Below are 16,589 nucleotides of genomic sequence, written 5' to 3' on the forward strand. Positions count from 1 at the left end.
GATGCAGGGGCACGCCTTTCTCGTCTGGGGCGCCATCGGCCTTCTTGCCGGCTGGCTCGCGAGCTTCGTGGTGGGCGGCGGCGGCCTCATCCGTTACCTCGTCTCCGGCCTGATCGGCTCGTTCGTCGGCGGGCTGGTGCTGCAGTGGACCGGCATTTCCCTGCCGATCGCCAGCCCCTTTCTGCACGAGGTCGCCGTTGCCACCATCGGCGCGATCATCTTCGTCTTCATCGCCCGCCTGGTCGCCTGAGCGGCCGCAGCCTTCGTTCCTGTGCTGGAATGGTCGGCTTCGGCCGTCCTGTGCGCGTTGTTTCAGCGCTTGATAGGTAATTCCCCCGTCGCTATTTCTACTTTGTTAAAGAACTGGTGGGACTGTTGGAAAATTGAATCCGCGATGATCCGGGGGACGGGATGACGGCTTCGGTTGTGTCCATTCGCGACATTTCGTCAAAATCCGACTCCGTTCAGGAAATCGCCTTCAACAAGGTCGGGCAGATCAGGGCGATCAATCGCCGCATGCGCATTCTCGCCCTCAACGCGCTGATCGAGGCGGAGCGGGCCGGCGAGGCCGGCCGTGGTTTCGCGATGGTCAGCCAGGAGGTGCGCGGCATCTCCGAAGAGGTGGAGAAGCTGTCGACGGCGCTCGAGGCCGAACTCGCCTCGGAGATCGGCGAGATCTCCTCGCTGGTGCAGGAGATGAGCCAGTCGTCGCAGGGGCAGCGGCTGGTCGACCTGGCGCTCAACGCCATCGAGATCGTCGACCGCAACCTTTACGAACGCACCTGCGACGTGCGCTGGTGGGCAACCGATTCCGCCTTCGTCGATGCGATGGCCGCGCCCGACGAGGCGGCCTTCGCCTATGCGGCGCGGCGTCTCGACGTCATCTTGCGCGCCTATACCGTCTATCTCGACATCTGGCTGTGCGACCCTTCCGGCAAGGTGGTGGCGTCCGGCCGCGGCGACCGCTTTGCGGTCACCGGCGCCGATGTCTCGTCGCGCCCCTGGTTCCGTACCGGCATGGGCCTCAGGACCGGCGACGATTTCCACGCCGAGGACATCGCCCGCGAGCCGCTCCTGGCCAATACCGCGGTCGCCACCTTCGTCACGCCGGTACGGACCGGCGGCGAGGCCGACGGCCGGCCGATCGGCCTCCTCGCCATTCATTTCGACTGGGAGCCGCAATCGCGGGCCATCGTCGAGGGCGTCCGCCTGACCGACGAGGAAAGGGCGGTGAGCCGCGTGCTGATCGTCGATCGCGACAATCGCGTCATCGCCGCGTCCGACGGCGCCGGCCTGCTGACCGAGCGGCTGCCGGCCTTCGGTGGCCCGCAGGCGGGCTGGCAGGTCAGCGACGGCCGGATCGTCGCCCAGCACGTCACGCCGGGTTATGAGACCTACCGGGGCCTCGGCTGGCGCGGCGTGATCGAGCAGCGGCTCGCCGCCGACAAGCCCTCGGCCACGGTGACGCCGCTCAAGAGATCCCGCTAGATCGCCACGCGTCCCGACGGACGCGGCTGGCGATCCGGCTTTTTGTTGTGGCATCGGATTTTCCGAAAACCGGATTCCACTTTTCGGTCCGATGCCTTAAGCCGGTCGGCGGCGTTCCCAATCCGCATTTCAGGCAGTAAGATCATCCCGTGAAGGGCGGCGTCGCAGTCTCGTTCCGCCCTCCGGTGGAGGATGACGCGATGCCCGTGGAACTCAATTTCCTCAGTCTTCTTACCGGCTGCTTTGCAACGCCCGTTGCCGAGAACCCGACGGTTGCCATGGTCGAGGCGGCCTACCGAGCCATGGGCCTCGACGCCCGCTATATCAACTGCGACGTGGCGCCCGCCGATCTGGGCGACGCCGTGCGGGGCGCCCGCGCCATGGGCTGGCGCGGCTTCAACTGCTCGCTGCCGCACAAGGTGGCGGTGATCGACTTCATCGACGATCTCGCGCCGTCGGCCGAAATCATCGGCGCCGTCAACTGCGTGATCAACAAGGACGGCCGGCTGATCGGCGAGAACACCGACGGCAAGGGCTTTCTCGCCTCGCTCAAGACGGTGATCGATCCCGTGGGCAAGCGCGTCGTGGTGCTGGGCGCCGGCGGCGCCTCGCGGGCGATCGCCATCGAAACGGCGCTCTCCGGCGCCGCTTCGATCACCATCGTCAACCGCGACGCGGCGCGCGGCAAGGCGGTGACGCAGCTTGTCGCGGCGCACACGTCGGCGGCGGCCGAATTCGTGCCCTGGCAGGGCAAATACGCCATCCCCGAGGATGCCGACGTTGTCATCAACGCGACGTCGATCGGCCTGTTCCCGGGCGTGGACGATATGCCCGCCGTCGCTTTCTCGACGGTGCGTCCGGGATTGGTGGTGGCCGACGTCATCCCCAATCCGCCGCGCACCGCCTTCCTGAAACAGGCGGAGGCGCGCGGTGCCCGGACGCTCGACGGGCTCGGCATGCTGGTCAACCAGGGCGTCATCGGCATCCGCCTGTGGACGGGCCGCGAGCCGGACGCCAAGGTGATGCGCGGCGCGCTGGAGGCCATCTTCGGCGTCTGATTTTTCGCTGAACGTCCGCTTGCGGTTGACCGTGGAAATACTACATTTTTCGCGACGCCCCGCGGACGTTCATCCGCGTTTCCGGTGACTGGGGGATACGCCTTTGACCACGACCGACATTGTGAAGACGCCCATGCAGTATCTCGACAAGGCGATGGGCGGGTTGCGCGACCTCGGCCTTCTGCCGGCCAAGACCGAGGAGGCGCCGATCGTCGGCCTCCTCGAGAAGATCACCGATCTCGATCCCGACAGGATCGCCGTCATCACCCGCACCCTCAGCCAGATGAGCGTGTTCAACGAGGTGGTGCGCGAGCAGATCTCGGAAATGTCGATCGGCGAGCGCTACGAGAAGATCACCCAAGGCTTCAATTCGATCCGCGACGACGCCAAGGCGATGGTCGACCAGATCTCCGACGGCAAGCTCGACCTGTTCGAGCGGGCGACCAACGCCTGGATGAAGATCTCGCGCGGCGACATCGCCAGCCGGTTCGACGGCATCCGCGACACCTATGTCGAGGTGGCGCGCGACACCAAGGCCAATATCGAGCGCGAGCAGATCATCCTCGAAGCCTACCGCGACTTTCGCGGCGCCCTGAAGCAGGCCGAGGTGGCCGCGCTGGAGGTGCTGAAGGCCGGCGAGGCCAAGCTCGCCGCCGCCAAGGACGATCTCGGCAAGGCGTCGGAAGCGGTGGCCGGCTATGCCGGCACCGACGCTGCCGAGCGGGCGAAGCTCGAACTCGTCCGCGACGAGAAGCTCCGCGTCATGCAGAACGAGGAAGGCCGCTACCAGGTGGCCAAGGACCTCGCCGACAACCTGACCATCGGCTATAACACGTCGGAAGTGATCATGGCGCGCCTGTTGCAGACGACGTCGGCCAAGGAGCGCGTCTACCAGCAGTCCGTCTCTTTCTTCACCACCAACGAATCGGTGCTGACGGCGCTGAAGGCGTCGTTCACCGGCGTGTTCGGACTGCACGAGTCGACGCAGACGCTGAACTCCATGAAGGAGGGCGTGTCGAAGTCGCTGGAAGTGTTGGCCGACATCGGCGGCAAGGTGCAGGAGGAGGCGCTGAAGGCCGGCTACGGCCCGACGGTGCGCGCCGACGCGGTGAAGAAGCTGGTCGACAGCGTCGTCAACTACCAGGAGCGCTCGACCGAGATCATCGCCGAGATGCGGACGCTGGCCACCAAGAACTCCGAGGAGATCCGCGCCGCCGTCGAGGACGGCAAGCGGCGGATCGCCCGCCTCGCCGAGCAGGGCAACGCGCTGGTGCTGAATGGCTGACATCGCTCAGGGCGGCGGTGCCGCCGCCCCCAAACTCGACGAACTGATGCTGGCGATGGACGTGGTCGACACGCTCCGTCACCAGGAGGGGCTGGTCGAGAAGGCGCTCGGCGAGGACAATCGCGACGCCACGCTGAAGGAGCGGCTCCGGGCGCTCTACGAGGGGCAGGGGCTCAAGGTTTCCGACCGCATCCTCGACGACGGCATCCGGGCGCTGAAGGAGAGCCGCTTCACCTACGATCCGGCGCCGCCGTCCTTCGCCCGCACCATGGCGCTGCTGTGGGTCGGGCGCGCCATGGTGGCCAAGGTGGTGGTGGCGGCGCTTCTCGCCATCGCCGTGCTCGGCGGCGTCACCTGGTGGCGGGTGGCGTCGACGGAGCGGGCGGCCGAGACGGCGCGGGTCGAGATGGCCGTGACGCTGCCGGAAGCGGTCGATACGGCCGAGCAAGCCCTGGCGACCGAGGCGCTGACCACCGACGCCAGGGCGGAGGCGGACCGGCGCGTCGCCGCCGCCCGCGCGGCGATCGCCGCCGGCGATGCCGGCGCGGCGCGAACGGCCGTGGCGGCGCTCGCCGATCTGCGCGGCAAGCTGGCCGAGGCCTACGAACTCAGGATCGTGTCGCGGCCGGGCGAGCGGACCGGCGTCTTCCGGGTTCCCGACGTCAACACCCAGGCCCGCAACTACTACCTGATCGTCGAGGCGGTGACGCCGTCCGGCGACGTCCTGAAGAGGCCGGTTACCAGCGAGGAGGACGGCAAGGTGGCGACGGTCGACAAGTGGGGCGTCCGCGTGCCCAAGGCGACCTACGACAAGGTGGCGGCCGACAAGAGCGACGACGGCATCGTCGAGGACAACATTCTCGGCGAGAAGCCGCGCGGCAGCCTGGAGCCCGTCTACGAGATGGACGTCCTGTCGGGCGCCATCACCAGTTGGTAAGCGCCGGAGCAAAAACCGATCGAACCGGATCGGTTCCTGCCCCGACTGTTTTTAGGCATCCGCTTGGTCCGAAAAGTCTTTCGACTTTTCGGGCGGATGCCATCCCCGAACCCAAGGACGCAGCATGATTTCCGCGCAGCAGGCGCTCAACGACATCGAACGGGCGATCCTCGGGGTTCGGCGCGACGAAGATCGCCTCGTCGCCATGCTGGCCGACACCAAGGCCGAGGGCGATCGCCTGCGGGCCGGGCAGGCCGACGCCTTCCGGGCGCTGGCCCGCCTGCGGCTCGACGCCATCGCCCGCGACGAGGTGGTCGGCGAGCTCGACAGCGTCGAGCGGCGGGCGCGCGCCGCCCTCGACAAGCGGCGCGACCGGCTCGCCGAGCTCAAGTCCAGCCGCGAGGGGGCATCGCAGAAGCTCGACGAGCTGGAGGGCAAGCGCGAGGCGGCGGCCAAGCTGCGCGACGCGGCGATCGCCGCGGTGGAGGCGAAGACCGATGCCGTGGAAGCCCGGCTGGCCACCGAAAGCGAATGGCAGGCCCTTTCCGCCGTCGTCGCCACGGCGGAAGCCACGGCCGCGGCGGCCGAGGAAAAGCGCCGGCAGGCCGAGGAGGATCGGGCCGTCAAGGGCAAGCCCTACGAGGACGATCGCCTGTTCATGTATCTCTGGCAGCGCGGCTACGGCACTTCCGCCTACCGGGCGGGGCCGCTGACGCGCTATTTCGACGGCAAGGTGGCGAAACTCGCCGGCTACGACGCGGCGCGCGTCAACTATTTCATGCTGACCGAAATCCCGCTGCGCCTCGCCGAGCACGCCGAGCGCCTCAAGGCCGACGTGGCGACGGCCGTTGCCGCCCGCCAGGCGCACGAACGCGCGGCGCTCGAGGCCGACGGCATCGGGCCGCTGGAGGCGGCGGTGGGCGATGCCGACAAGGCGCTCGCCAAGGTCGAGACCGATATCGCGCGCGTCAGGTCCGACGTCGACAGCATCGACAAGGAAACGGCGGCGGCGCTCGACGACAACGGCGATCCGGCGGTGCGCGGGGTGATCGACGATCTGGCCGGCACGCTCTCCCGCTCCGACATGGTCGAACTGGTGCGGCGCGCCGAAGCGACGCCGACGCCGGAGGACGACCGCATCGTCAAGCAGTTGCGCCAGATCGAGCGCGACCTGGTTCGCGTCGACGCCCAGGCCGAGGAACTCCGGCGCACCTCGATCGACATGGCGAACAAGCGGCAGGAACTGGAGCATTCGCGCGACACCTTCCGCCGCAACGGCTACGACCGGCCCAACGGCAGCTTCTCCAACGGCGAGACGATCGGCAACCTGATCGGCGGCATCATCTCCGGCGCCATCACCGCCGCCGTGCTGGAGGGGGCTTTCCGCGACGGCTATCGCCGCAGCGAATCCCGCCGCCGCGACGATTTCGGCGGCGGCCCCTGGGGCGGCGGCGGATCGTGGAGCGGCGGTGGCCGCTCAGGTGGCGGCGGCTTCGGCACCGGCGGCGGTTCGGGCGGCGGCGGCTTCAAGACCGGCGGCGGGTTCTAGAGCATCGGGCCGAAAAGTGGGAACCGGTTTTCGGAGACTCCGATGCGATAACAAAAAACCGAGACCGCATGACAATGACGCAGGCCTGATGCGATGGGGCCGGCATGGCCGCCTCTCAGTAGTTTTGCTAGGAATAAGCCACAGAAGACCGGCAAGGCCGGCCAAACGGGCAGAAAGCAACGGACAATGGTCACCATTCTCGACACCGTGAAGACCGCGCCGAGGGCGCGACATCCCGAGAAAGCCAACCGTCCGGACAACCCGATCCAGCGCAAGCCCGAGTGGATCCGCGTCAAGGCGCCGGGTTCGCCGGTCTACAAGGAAACGCAGGGCATCGTGAAGGAGAACGGCCTCTTCACGGTGTGCGAGGAGGCGGGCTGCCCCAACATCGGCGAGTGCTGGTCGAAGAAGCACGCCACCATGATGATCATGGGCGACACCTGCACCCGCGCCTGCGCCTTCTGCAACGTCAAGACCGGCATGCCGGCGCCGCTCGATCCCAGCGAGCCGGAGAACGTCGCCCTGGCCGTCGAGAAGCTCGGCCTCCGCCACGTCGTCATCACCTCGGTCGATCGCGACGACCTCAAGGATGGCGGCGCCGAGCATTTCGCGCAGGTGATCCGCGCCATCCGCGCCCGTTCGCCGTCGACCACCATCGAGGTGCTGACGCCCGACTTCCTCAGGAAGGACGGCGCGCTGGAAGTGGTGGTGGCGGCAAAGCCGGACGTCTTCAACCACAATCTCGAGACGGTGCCGTCGAACTATCTCACGGTCCGGCCCGGCGCCCGCTATTTCCATTCCATCCGCCTGTTGCAGCGGGTGAAGGAGCTCGATCCGACCATGTTCACCAAGTCCGGCATCATGGTCGGCCTCGGCGAGGAGCGGAACGAGGTGCTGCAATTGATGGACGACCTGCGTTCGGCCGACGTCGATTTCCTGACCATCGGCCAGTATCTGCAGCCGACCTCCAAGCATCATCCCATCATCCGCTTCGTGCCGCCGGACGAGTTCAAGTCGTTCGAGACCATCGCCTACACCAAGGGCTTCCTGATGGTGTCGTCGAGCCCCCTGACCCGTTCGTCGCATCATGCCGGCGAGGATTTCGACAAGCTTCGGGCCAATCGCGACAAGAAGCTCGCCGAGGCGCGGGGCTGAGGCAGGATTGCCTTTCGGCACGAAGTCTGAAAAGCGTAAGGCGGCCCCCCAAAAGCCGCCTTCATTCATCACAGGACGCCACCGGACAATGCCGACCTTCGAGACCGTGCGCCACGTCAACCACAGCCCGGAGCGGATGTTCGATCTGGTGGCCGATGTCGAGAAATATCCCGAGTTCGTGCCGCTCTGCGAACGGCTGATCGTCCGGCAGCGGCGGGTCGACGACGCGGGGCACGGCGTGCTGATCGCCGATCTCACCGCCGGCTACGGACCGGTGCGCGAGACCTTCACCTCGATGGTGACGCTCGACCGGGCGGCGCTCGCCATCAAGGTCGAGTATATCGACGGCCCCTTCCGCTTCCTCGACAACCGCTGGGGCTTCACGCCGCGCGACGGCGGCGGCTCCGACATTCACTTCTGGATTTCCTACGAGTTCCGCAGCCGGATGCTCGGCGCCCTGATGGGCTCGATGTTCGACCGGGCCTTCCGCAAGTTCTCCGAGGCCTTCGAGCAGCGCGCCAACGCCCTCTACGGTGTCGGCGCCTGAAAAGGGGAAGACGGACATGAGCCTTGCCGTCAATCTGCCGATCGTCCTGTCGGCCGCCTTGATCGCCACCGCCAGTCCCGGCCCGGCCACGCTCGGCATCGCCTCGATGTCCATGGGCGCCGGCCGCCGGCGTGGCGTCGCCATGGCGCTCGGCGTGGTGACCGGCTCGCTCGCCTGGTCGGCGGCGGCGGCGCTCGGCCTCGGCGCGGTCATGCTGGCCAACGCCTGGATCCTCGAGGCGGTCCGCTATGTCGGCGCCGGCTACCTTCTCTATCTCGCCGTCCTGTCGGCGCGGAGCGCCCTCCGCCCTCAGGCATTGGCGTTCGGCGCCGCCGGCGATCCGACGTTGGTCGAGGCCTATCGCAAGGGGCTGCTGCTGCACCTCACCAACCCCAAGGCCATCCTGTTCTTCGGCGCCCTCTATTCGATCGGCGTGCCGCCGGACGCCCCGCCGGCGACGCTCCTGGTGGTGATCGCCGCCGTCGGCCTGCAGAGCCTACTGATCTTCCTGACCTATGCCCTGGTGTTCTCGTCGGCAACGGTGGCGCGCGGCTTCGCCCGTATCCGCCGGCTGTTCGACGGACTGCTCGCCGTCGCCTTCGGCTATGCCGGCTTCAAGGTGCTGACGGCGCATTTGCGTTGAACATCGCCGCGCCACCGGTGTTTTTTCACTACCGGCCGACCCGGGCGCATCCTACATTGTCGCCCATAGTCGATCATGGAGGATCGGAATGGCGGGCGTCGGCATCATCGGAACCATCATCATCGGGCTGCTGGCCGGCTGGCTGGCCGAGCGCTTCACCCGGTCCAACCATGGTCTGCTCACCAACCTGATCCTCGGCGTCGTCGGCGCCGTGGTCTTCGGCTGGGTGGTCCGCCATCTCGGCTTCTTCCCCTACGGCTGGATCGCCAACCTCGTCGGCGGCACCATCGGCGCCGTCGTTCTCATCTGGCTCTATCGCCAATTGAGGCGGTGAGGCGCGGCGGAAGCCGCCGCCCCACCGGTTCCCGTCATGCCCTGCCGATGGCGTCGAGCTCGTTCAGCGTCGCGTCGTCGAGCTCGATCGCCGCCGCTGCGAGGTTTTCCTCGAGATGGCCGAGCGACGACGTGCCGGGAATGAGCAGGATGTTGGGCGAGCGCCTGAGCAGCCAGGCGAGCGCCAACTGCATCGGCGTGACGCCGCGGCGGGCTGCCAGCGCATTGAGCGTGTCCGACTGCAGCGGCGAGAAGCCGCCCAGCGGGAAATAGGGCACGTAGGCGATGCCCTCGGCGGCCAGCTCGTCGATCAGCGCGTCGTCGTCGCGGTGGACCAGATTGTAGTGGTTCTGGACGCAGACGACGTCGACGATGCGGCGTGCCGCCCTGACTTGCGCCGACGTCACGTGGCTGACGCCGATATGGCGGATGAGGCCCTGCCGCTGCAACTCGGCCAGCGCCTCGATCTGCGGCTCGACCGGCCCTTCGGCCGGATGGTGCGGATCGAACATGAAGCGCATGTTGACGACATCGAGCACGTCGAGGCCGAGGTTGCGAAGATTGTCGTGAACGGCCGAGCGCAGCTCGTCGGGCGCGTCGGCCCTGAGCCACGAACCGTCGGAGCCGCGCTTGCCGCCGACCTTGGTGACGATGGTCAGATCGGCGGGGTAGGGGTGGAGCGCCTCGCGGATGATCTCATTGGTGACGTGCGGGCCGTAGAAGTCGCTGGTGTCGATGTGGTCGACGCCGGCGGCGACCGCCGCGCGCAGCACCGCCACCGCCTGCGCCCGGTCTTTCGGCGGGCCGAAGACGCCGGGGCCGGCGAGTTGCATGGCGCCATAGCCGAGCCGCTTCACGCTGCGGTCGCCGAGGCGAAAGGTTCCGGACTTGTCGATCGAGGACATGGGCTGTCTCCTGAGCTGAGGAACCTAGAGATAGACGCTGGTCGCTGTGCCGGGAACGGGGTACGATTGGCACAAGCTGTACGGACTTTCGAACAATGGGCGTGGATTTCGGCGACATCTCGGCATTCCTGGCGGTCGCCAGGGCCGGCGGCTTTCGCGATGCCGCCCGGTCTTCCGGCGACAGCGCCTCGCGGCTCAGCGAAGCGGTGCGGCGGCTCGAAACGCGGCTCGGCGTGCGGCTGTTCCACCGGACGACGCGCAGCGTCGAGCTGACGGCGGTCGGCCGCGAGCTTGCCGATCGGCTGGCGCCGGCGATGGCCGAGGTGGACCTGGCGCTCGATGTCGTCAACGGCTATCGCGAGCGGATCGGCGGCCTGCTGAAGCTCAACGTGCCGGTCAGCGCGGCGCGGCTGGTGCTGCCGGATATCGTGCCGCCGTTTCTCGCCGCCTATCCCGATATCCAGCTCGAAATCGTCGCCGAGGACACGTTCGTCGATCTGGTCGCCTCGGGGTGCGACGCCGGCATCCGCTACGACGAGCGGCTCGAACAGGACATGATCGCCGTGCCGATCGGCCCGCGGCGCCAGCGTTATGCGCTCGCCGCCTCGCCCGCCTATCTCGATCGATGCGGCCGGCCGGCCCATCTGCGCGATCTTCTCGGCCACAACTGCATCCGCGGCCGCTTTTCGAGCGGCGCCATCGCGCCGTGGGAACTGGAGAAGGACGGGGAGGTGTTCAACATCGATCCGGCCGGGCAACTGATCGCCGGCACCGGCGGCGCGACGGACCTCATCATCGCCGCGGCGATCGGCGGCGTCGGCATCATGGGCCTGTTCGAGGAATGGCTGCGGCCGCATTTTTCGAGCGGCGCGCTCGAGCCGGTACTGGAATCGTGGTGGCCGAGCTTCTCCGGCCCGTTCCTTTATTATCCCGGCCGCCGCCTGGTGCCGGCGCCGCTCCGCGCGTTCATCGATTTCGTCAAGGCGCGCGGCGGCCCGCCGCCATCCGATCAGGCGGTGAGGCTCCAGCCGGCGACGGCTTCTTCCAGCATGGCCAGCGCCTGAGCCACCGCCGCGTAGCGCACGCCGGCGCGGTCGAGGCTGCCGAACCGCCGTTCGGCGTGCACCGTCGGCCGGCCGGTGGCGGCGCAGGCGAAGTGCACCAGGCCGACCGGCTTGTCGGCGGTGCCGCCTCCCGGGCCGGCAATGCCGGTGACGGCAACGGCGAAGGCGGCGCGCGAGTGGGCGAGCGCTCCCTCGGCCATGGCGCGGGCGGTGGCTTCCGAAACGGCGCCGTGGGCGATCAGCGTCGCCTCGGGCACGCCGAGCATTTCCACCTTGGCCTCGTTGGAATAGGTGACGAAGCCGCGTTCCACCACGTCGGACGACCCGGCGATCTCGGTCAGCAGGCCGGCGACGAGGCCGCCGGTGCAGCTCTCGGCGGTGGCGATCGTCACGCCTTTGGCGCGGGCCTTCTCGAGCAGGGTCTGGGCGCGAGGATGGAGCGGCGAAAGGTCGGTCATGGCGATCTCCTGATCGGCAGGGGCAATGGACTACATATAGTTCGCCGTTCGGCCGCCGCGAGGCGCGCCAGGCGATTCCGGTCTCAGCCGGCGAGCGGCAGCCGCACCGTGGCGGTGGCGATGGCGGCGATGCCTTCGCGGCGGCCGGCAAAGCCGAGCCCCTCGTTGGTGGTGGCCTTGACGCCGACCCGATCGACGGCGATGCCGCAGGCCTCGGCGATCGCCGCCCGCATGGCCTCGCGATGCGGCCCCACCTTGGGCGCCTCGGCGATGATCGTGACGTCGCAATGGGCAAGAAGGCCGCCGCGCTCGGCGAGGCGGCGGACGGCGTCCTCCAGGAACAGCCGGGAGGCGGCGCCGCGCCAGCGGTCGTCGGACGGCGGGAAATGCTTGCCGATGTCGCCGTCGCCGAGGGCGCCGAGGATGGCGTCGGTCAGCGCGTGCAACGCGACGTCGGCGTCCGAATGCCCCTTGAGGCGCCGGTCGTGCGGGATGAACACGCCGCAGAGCGTCACCCCGTCGCCGGGCTCCAGCACGTGGACGTCGTAGCCGGTGCCGACGCGGACGTCGGGGCAGGCGAGGAAGGCCTCGGCGGCGAGGCGCTGTTCGGCCATCTGGAAATCCTCCGCGGTGGTCAGCTTGACGTTGTCGGCGCCGCCGTCGACCAGCAGCACGCGGTGGCCGGCCAGTTCCGCGACGGCGGCGTCGTCGGTGACGCCGGTGATGCCGCGCGCCGCCAGCGCCTTGTGGGCGGCGGCGATCTCGGCGTAGCGGAAGCCCTGGGGCGTCGCGGCGCGCCACAATCCTTGGCGCGGCACGGTCTCGACCACGTTGCCCGCCGCGTCGGCGCGCTTCACCGTGTCGATCACCGGCACGCCGCAGAGCACCGCCACTTCGCGGCCGAGCGCCTCGATCACCCGGTCGATGGCGTCGCGGCGGATGAACGGCCGCACGGCGTCGTGAATCAGCACGTAGTCCGGCGCGTCGGCGGCGAGCGCCGCGAGGCCGGCGAGACAACTCGCCTGGCGGTCGGCGCCGCCGGGGACGGGCGGGAAAAGGCGGGGATCGTCGAGGCCGGCGACGGCGACGGCATAAAGGTCGCGGTCGTCGGGATGGATCACCGTCAGCACCCGATCGACGCCGGGATGGTCGAGAAAGGCAGAAATCGTCCGGGCGATGACGGGGCGGTCGTGCAGCCGACGGTACTGTTTCGGCGGCGCCTCGGCGCTGGCGGCGCGCACGCCGCGTCCGGCGGCGACCAGAATCACCGCGACGGTCGGGCGCGCCGAAGGACGGGCAGGGGAGGTGACGCTGGAAGGCATTGCCGTTTGTGGGCTCCGCTGGGCGACCGCAGCGCGGTCGCGGCAAAAATGTGCATTCTCGTTACGTTATCGGCCGGATGCGCCGCAAGACGCTTGCGTCAAATCTTCTGAGCGGCTATCAATTGCGTAATTTGTATGCAGTGACAGTTCATGCACAAGGTGTAAGCATGGCGGTTTCCAAGCCGGATCGCAAGGCGATGACGGCGCCGGCGAAGGAACTCCGTGTCGGCGGCGTAACGGTGCCGTCGCCGGTGTTCCTCGCGCCGATGGCCGGCATCACCGACCTGCCGTTCCGCCGGGTGGCCCGCCGCTATGGCGCCGGCCTCACCATATCGGAAATGGTGGCATCGGAAACGCTGCTGGACGGCCATCCGGAGACGACGGCGCGCGCCGAGGCCGACGACGAGGGGCTGCACGTCGTCCAGCTCGCCGGCCGCGAGGCGCGCTGGATGGGCGAGGGGGCCCGAGCGGCGGAAGCCGGCGGTGCCGACATCATCGACATCAACATGGGCTGTCCGGCCAAGAAGGTGGTGTCGGGCTACTCGGGTTCGGCCCTGATGCGCGACCTCGACCACGCGCTGACGCTGGTCGAGGCGGTGGTCGGCGCCGTCAGGGTGCCGGTGACGCTGAAGATGCGGCTCGGCTGGGACGACGGATCGATCAACGCGCCGGAGCTGGCCCGGCGGGCCGAGGCGGCCGGTGTCGCCATGGTTACCGTGCATGCCCGCACCCGCAACCAGTTCTACAAGGGCGTCGCCGACTGGTCGAAGGTGCGGGCGGTGCGCGCGGCGGTGTCCATTCCCTTGGTCGTCAACGGCGACGTCGTCGATGCCGCCTCGGCGCGCGAGGCGCTCCGCCAGTCGGGCGCCGACGCGGTGATGGTCGGCCGCGGTGCCTATGGCCGTCCCTGGCTGCCGGGCCGGATCGCCGCCGCGCTGGTCGCGGGCGGCGAGGCCAAGGCGCCGGACCGGGATGAAATCCTCGGTTCGCTGAAGGCGCAATACGCGCACATGCTCGGCCATTACGGCGAGGGCCTCGGCCTCAGGATGGGCCGCAAGCACATCGGCTGGACCTTCGACGCGGTGCCGCGCGGCGACGCGACGGCGCCGGATATCCGCCGGCGGGCGCTGACCGCCGAAGCGCCGGAGGCGGTGCTGGAAGCCATCGACGAGTGGTTCGGCGATGGCGCGAGTTTCGAGAGGGTTGCCGCATGACGACGTCATCATCCGCACCGGGCGCGGAGGTTCCGGCGGAGCGGGATCTCGAAGTGTCGATTCTCAACGCCCTGCCGCACCCGGTGATCATGCTCGATCCGGAAGGGCGGGTCTGTTCGGCCAACGACGCGGCGCAGAACTTCTTCCAGTCGAGCGCCGCCGTGCTCGGCCGGCATTCGCTCAGGCATTTCGTGCCCTTCGGCAGCCCGCTGCTGCAGCTCGTCGAGCAGGTGCGCGAGCGCGGCTCGTCGGTGAACGAGTACCGGGTCGACGTCGGCACGCCGCGCAACGGCGGCGAGCGGGTCGTCGACATCTACGCCGCGCCGGCCTCCGACCGCGCCGGCCACGTGGTGATCATGCTGCAAGAGCGCACCATGGCCGACAAGATGGACAAGCAGCTCACCCATCGCGGCGCCGCCCGTTCCGTCACCGGCCTTGCCGCCATGCTGGCGCACGAGATCAAGAATCCGCTGAGCGGCATCCGCGGCGCGGCGCAACTGCTGGAGCAGTCGGCGGACGACCAGGACCGGGCGCTGACCCAACTGATCACCGACGAGGCCGATCGCATCGTCAAGCTGGTCGACCGCATGGAGGTGTTCTCCGACGAGCGGCCGATCGAGCGCGAGCCGGTCAACATTCATGCGGTACTGGAGCACGTGAAGCGCTTGGCGCTCAGCGGCTTTGCCCGCGACATCCGCATCGTCGAGGAATACGACCCGTCGCTGCCGCCGGTCTACGCCAACCGCGACCAGCTGGTGCAGGTGTTCCTCAACCTCGTCAAGAATGCCGCCGAGGCGCTGACCGACACGCCGGACGCCGAGATCGCGCTGACCACCGCCTTCCGGCCGGGCGTGCGGCTCTCCGTGCCCGGCACGCGCGAGCGGGTCAGCCTGCCGCTCGAATTCTGCGTGCGCGACAACGGCCCCGGCGTGCCGGAGGAGATCCAGACGCACATGTTCGATCCCTTCGTCACCACCAAGACCAACGGCACCGGCCTCGGCCTCGCCCTGGTCGCCAAGATCGTCGGCGACCATGGCGGCGTCATCGAATGCGAGAGCCAGCCGCGCCGCACCACCTTCCGTCTCCTCCTTCCCGCCTACGTCGACAAGATCGCGGACTGAAAGGGTCTTTTCCGATGCCTACCGGCAGCATACTCGTCGCCGACGACGATTCCGCAATCCGCACGGTGCTGAACCAGGCCCTGTCGCGGGCGGGCTATGAAGTGCGCCTCACCTCCAACGCGGCGACGCTGTGGCGCTGGGTGAGCCAGGGCGACGGCGACCTGGTCATCACCGACGTGGTGATGCCCGACGAGAATGCCTTCGACCTGTTGCCGCGCATCAAGAAGGCGCGTCCCGATCTGCCGGTGATCGTGATGAGCGCGCAGAACACCTTCATGACGGCGATCCGCGCCTCCGAGAAGGGCGCCTACGAGTATCTGCCCAAGCCGTTCGACCTCAAGGAACTGATCTCCATCGTCGGCCGGGCGCTTGCCGAGCCCAAGGGCAAGCAGCGGCTCGACGCCGGCGAGGACGGTTCGGAGAACATGCCGCTGGTCGGCCGCTCGCCGGCCATGCAGGAGATCTATCGCGTTCTCGCCCGCCTGATGCAGACCGACCTGACGGTGATGATCACCGGCGAGAGCGGCACCGGCAAGGAGCTGGTGGCGCGGGCGCTGCACGACTACGGCAAGCGCCGCACCGGTCCCTTCGTACCGATCAACATGGCGGCCATCCCGCGCGACCTGATCGAGAGCGAGCTGTTCGGCCACGAGAAGGGCGCCTTCACCGGCGCGCAGGCCCGTTCGGCCGGCCGGTTCGAGCAGGCCGAGGGCGGCACGCTGTTCCTCGACGAGATCGGCGACATGCCGATGGACGCCCAGACGCGCCTCCTGCGCGTGTTGCAGCAGGGCGAATACACCACGGTCGGCGGCCGCACGCCGATCAAGACCGACGTGCGCATCGTCGCCGCCACCAACAAGGACCTCAGGCTCCTGATCAACCAGGGCCTGTTCCGCGAGGACCTGTTCTTCCGCCTCAACGTGGTGCCGATCCGCCTGCCGCCGCTGAGGGAGCGGGTCGAGGACATTCCCGACCTGGTGCGGCACTTCTTCACCGTCGCCGAAAAGGAAGGCCTGCCGTCCAAGCAGATCGAGCCGGCGGCGGTGGAGCGGCTCAAGCGCTATCGCTGGCCGGGCAACATCCGCGAGCTCGAGAATCTCGTCCGCCGTCTCGCCGCGCTCTATCCGCAGGACACCATCACGGTGAACCTGATCGAGGCGGAACTGGCGACGCCGACGGTGACGCTGGTCGAGGAGGAGACGCCGGCCGACGAGGACCTGTCGGAATCGGTGGAGCGCTTCCTCGCCAAGTATTTCGCCGAATTCGGCGACAACCTGCCGCCGCCCGGTCTCTACCACCGCATCCTCAAGGAGGTGGAGTACCCGCTGATCGGCGCGGCGCTGGCGGCGACGCGCGGCAACCAGATCAAGGCGGCCGAGCTTCTGGGCGTCAACCGCAATACGCTGCGCAAGAAGATCCGCGATCTCGACGTGCAGGTGATCCGCAACTCGCGATAACCCGAGCGCGGCATGGGAAGAAAAAGGCGTCGGCCAAGGCCGGCGCCTTTTGC

Annotated in this window: 17 protein-coding genes; 14 read left to right on the plus strand and 3 right to left on the minus strand. The window is 68.4% G+C overall.

Features of this window, described 5'->3' with window-relative positions; all coding sequences use genetic code 11:
- The first annotated feature begins 1 nt into the window (after position 1).
- From CJ014_RS02400 to CJ014_RS02445, 10 genes are all read left to right on the plus strand, one after another.
- On the plus strand, positions 2-250 hold the full coding sequence (locus CJ014_RS02400; protein WP_100078905.1) for a GlsB/YeaQ/YmgE family stress response membrane protein: 249 nt from the start codon (positions 2-4) through the stop codon (positions 248-250).
- 161 nt (positions 251-411) lie between these two features.
- Positions 412-1,488, plus strand: a complete 1,077-nt coding sequence (locus CJ014_RS02405; protein ID WP_100078906.1) for a methyl-accepting chemotaxis protein — start codon at positions 412-414, stop codon at positions 1,486-1,488.
- Between the two features lie 200 nt (positions 1,489-1,688).
- Positions 1,689-2,546: a shikimate dehydrogenase gene (gene aroE / locus CJ014_RS02410; protein ID WP_207765649.1), complete on the plus strand. Its 858-nt coding sequence runs from the start codon at positions 1,689-1,691 to the stop codon at positions 2,544-2,546.
- 133 nt (positions 2,547-2,679) lie between these two features.
- Positions 2,680-3,831, plus strand: coding sequence for a cell surface protein (locus tag CJ014_RS02415; RefSeq protein ID WP_100079323.1), 1,152 nt, complete (start codon positions 2,680-2,682; stop codon positions 3,829-3,831).
- Positions 3,824-4,768 (plus strand): DUF6384 family protein, encoded by a 945-nt coding sequence (locus CJ014_RS02420; protein ID WP_100078907.1) that lies wholly within the window; start codon positions 3,824-3,826, stop codon positions 4,766-4,768. The genes CJ014_RS02415 and CJ014_RS02420 overlap by 8 nt, the downstream gene beginning before the upstream one ends.
- 124 nt (positions 4,769-4,892) lie before the next feature.
- The gene (locus CJ014_RS28020; RefSeq protein WP_207765650.1) at positions 4,893-6,317 is read left to right on the plus strand and encodes a prolipoprotein diacylglyceryl transferase; all 1,425 of its coding nucleotides are present in this window, start codon (positions 4,893-4,895) and stop codon (positions 6,315-6,317) included.
- A gap of 186 nt (positions 6,318-6,503) precedes the next feature.
- Positions 6,504-7,472: a lipoyl synthase gene (lipA, locus tag CJ014_RS02430; protein WP_100078908.1), complete on the plus strand. Its 969-nt coding sequence runs from the start codon at positions 6,504-6,506 to the stop codon at positions 7,470-7,472.
- 88 nt (positions 7,473-7,560) lie between these two features.
- Positions 7,561-8,019 carry a type II toxin-antitoxin system RatA family toxin gene (locus CJ014_RS02435; RefSeq protein ID WP_100078909.1) on the plus strand — a complete coding sequence of 153 codons (459 nt, stop codon included), beginning with the start codon at positions 7,561-7,563 and terminating at the stop codon, positions 8,017-8,019.
- 16 nt (positions 8,020-8,035) lie between these two features.
- Complete coding sequence (locus CJ014_RS02440) at positions 8,036-8,662, plus strand: LysE family translocator (RefSeq protein ID WP_100078910.1); 627 nt, start codon at positions 8,036-8,038, stop codon at positions 8,660-8,662.
- An 88-nt stretch (positions 8,663-8,750) separates the two neighbouring features.
- The gene (locus tag CJ014_RS02445) at positions 8,751-8,996 is read left to right on the plus strand and encodes a GlsB/YeaQ/YmgE family stress response membrane protein (protein WP_100078911.1); all 246 of its coding nucleotides are present in this window, start codon (positions 8,751-8,753) and stop codon (positions 8,994-8,996) included.
- Positions 8,997-9,030: 34 nt separating this feature from the next.
- Here CJ014_RS02445 and CJ014_RS02450 read toward each other — a convergent pair whose 3' ends face one another.
- Complete coding sequence (locus CJ014_RS02450; RefSeq protein WP_100078912.1) at positions 9,031-9,900, minus strand: aldo/keto reductase family oxidoreductase; 870 nt, start codon at positions 9,898-9,900, stop codon at positions 9,031-9,033.
- Positions 9,901-9,995: 95 nt separating this feature from the next.
- Here CJ014_RS02450 and CJ014_RS02455 point away from each other — a divergent pair, with 95 nt between their 5' ends.
- Positions 9,996-10,964: a LysR family transcriptional regulator gene (locus tag CJ014_RS02455; RefSeq protein ID WP_100078913.1), complete on the plus strand. Its 969-nt coding sequence runs from the start codon at positions 9,996-9,998 to the stop codon at positions 10,962-10,964.
- On the opposite strand, the gene CJ014_RS02460 is transcribed toward CJ014_RS02455, so the two are convergent.
- Positions 10,910-11,422 (minus strand): CinA family protein, encoded by a 513-nt coding sequence (locus CJ014_RS02460; RefSeq protein ID WP_100078914.1) that lies wholly within the window; start codon positions 11,420-11,422, stop codon positions 10,910-10,912. The genes CJ014_RS02455 and CJ014_RS02460 overlap by 55 nt on opposite strands.
- An 83-nt stretch (positions 11,423-11,505) precedes the next feature.
- Positions 11,506-12,744: a bifunctional 2-C-methyl-D-erythritol 4-phosphate cytidylyltransferase/2-C-methyl-D-erythritol 2,4-cyclodiphosphate synthase gene (locus CJ014_RS02465; RefSeq protein WP_100078915.1), complete on the minus strand. Its 1,239-nt coding sequence runs from the start codon at positions 12,742-12,744 to the stop codon at positions 11,506-11,508.
- 167 nt (positions 12,745-12,911) lie between these two features.
- Between CJ014_RS02465 and dusB the strand changes: the two genes are divergently transcribed.
- Genes dusB through ntrC form a run of 3 tightly spaced genes read left to right on the plus strand, consistent with a single transcriptional unit; the run spans position 12,912 to position 16,536 of the window.
- Complete coding sequence (gene dusB, locus CJ014_RS02470; protein ID WP_245427014.1) at positions 12,912-13,958, plus strand: tRNA dihydrouridine synthase DusB; 1,047 nt, start codon at positions 12,912-12,914, stop codon at positions 13,956-13,958.
- Complete coding sequence (locus tag CJ014_RS02475) at positions 13,955-15,079, plus strand: two-component system sensor histidine kinase NtrB (RefSeq protein ID WP_100078916.1); 1,125 nt, start codon at positions 13,955-13,957, stop codon at positions 15,077-15,079. Before dusB ends, CJ014_RS02475 begins: the two co-directional genes overlap by 4 nt.
- A 14-nt stretch (positions 15,080-15,093) precedes the next feature.
- Complete coding sequence (gene ntrC, locus CJ014_RS02480; RefSeq protein WP_100078917.1) at positions 15,094-16,536, plus strand: nitrogen regulation protein NR(I); 1,443 nt, start codon at positions 15,094-15,096, stop codon at positions 16,534-16,536.
- Positions 16,537-16,589: the final 53 nt, after the last annotated feature.

This window comes from Pleomorphomonas carboxyditropha (assembly GCF_002770725.1).
In the GTDB taxonomy this organism is placed as follows: Bacteria; Pseudomonadota; Alphaproteobacteria; order Rhizobiales; family Pleomorphomonadaceae; genus Pleomorphomonas; species Pleomorphomonas carboxyditropha.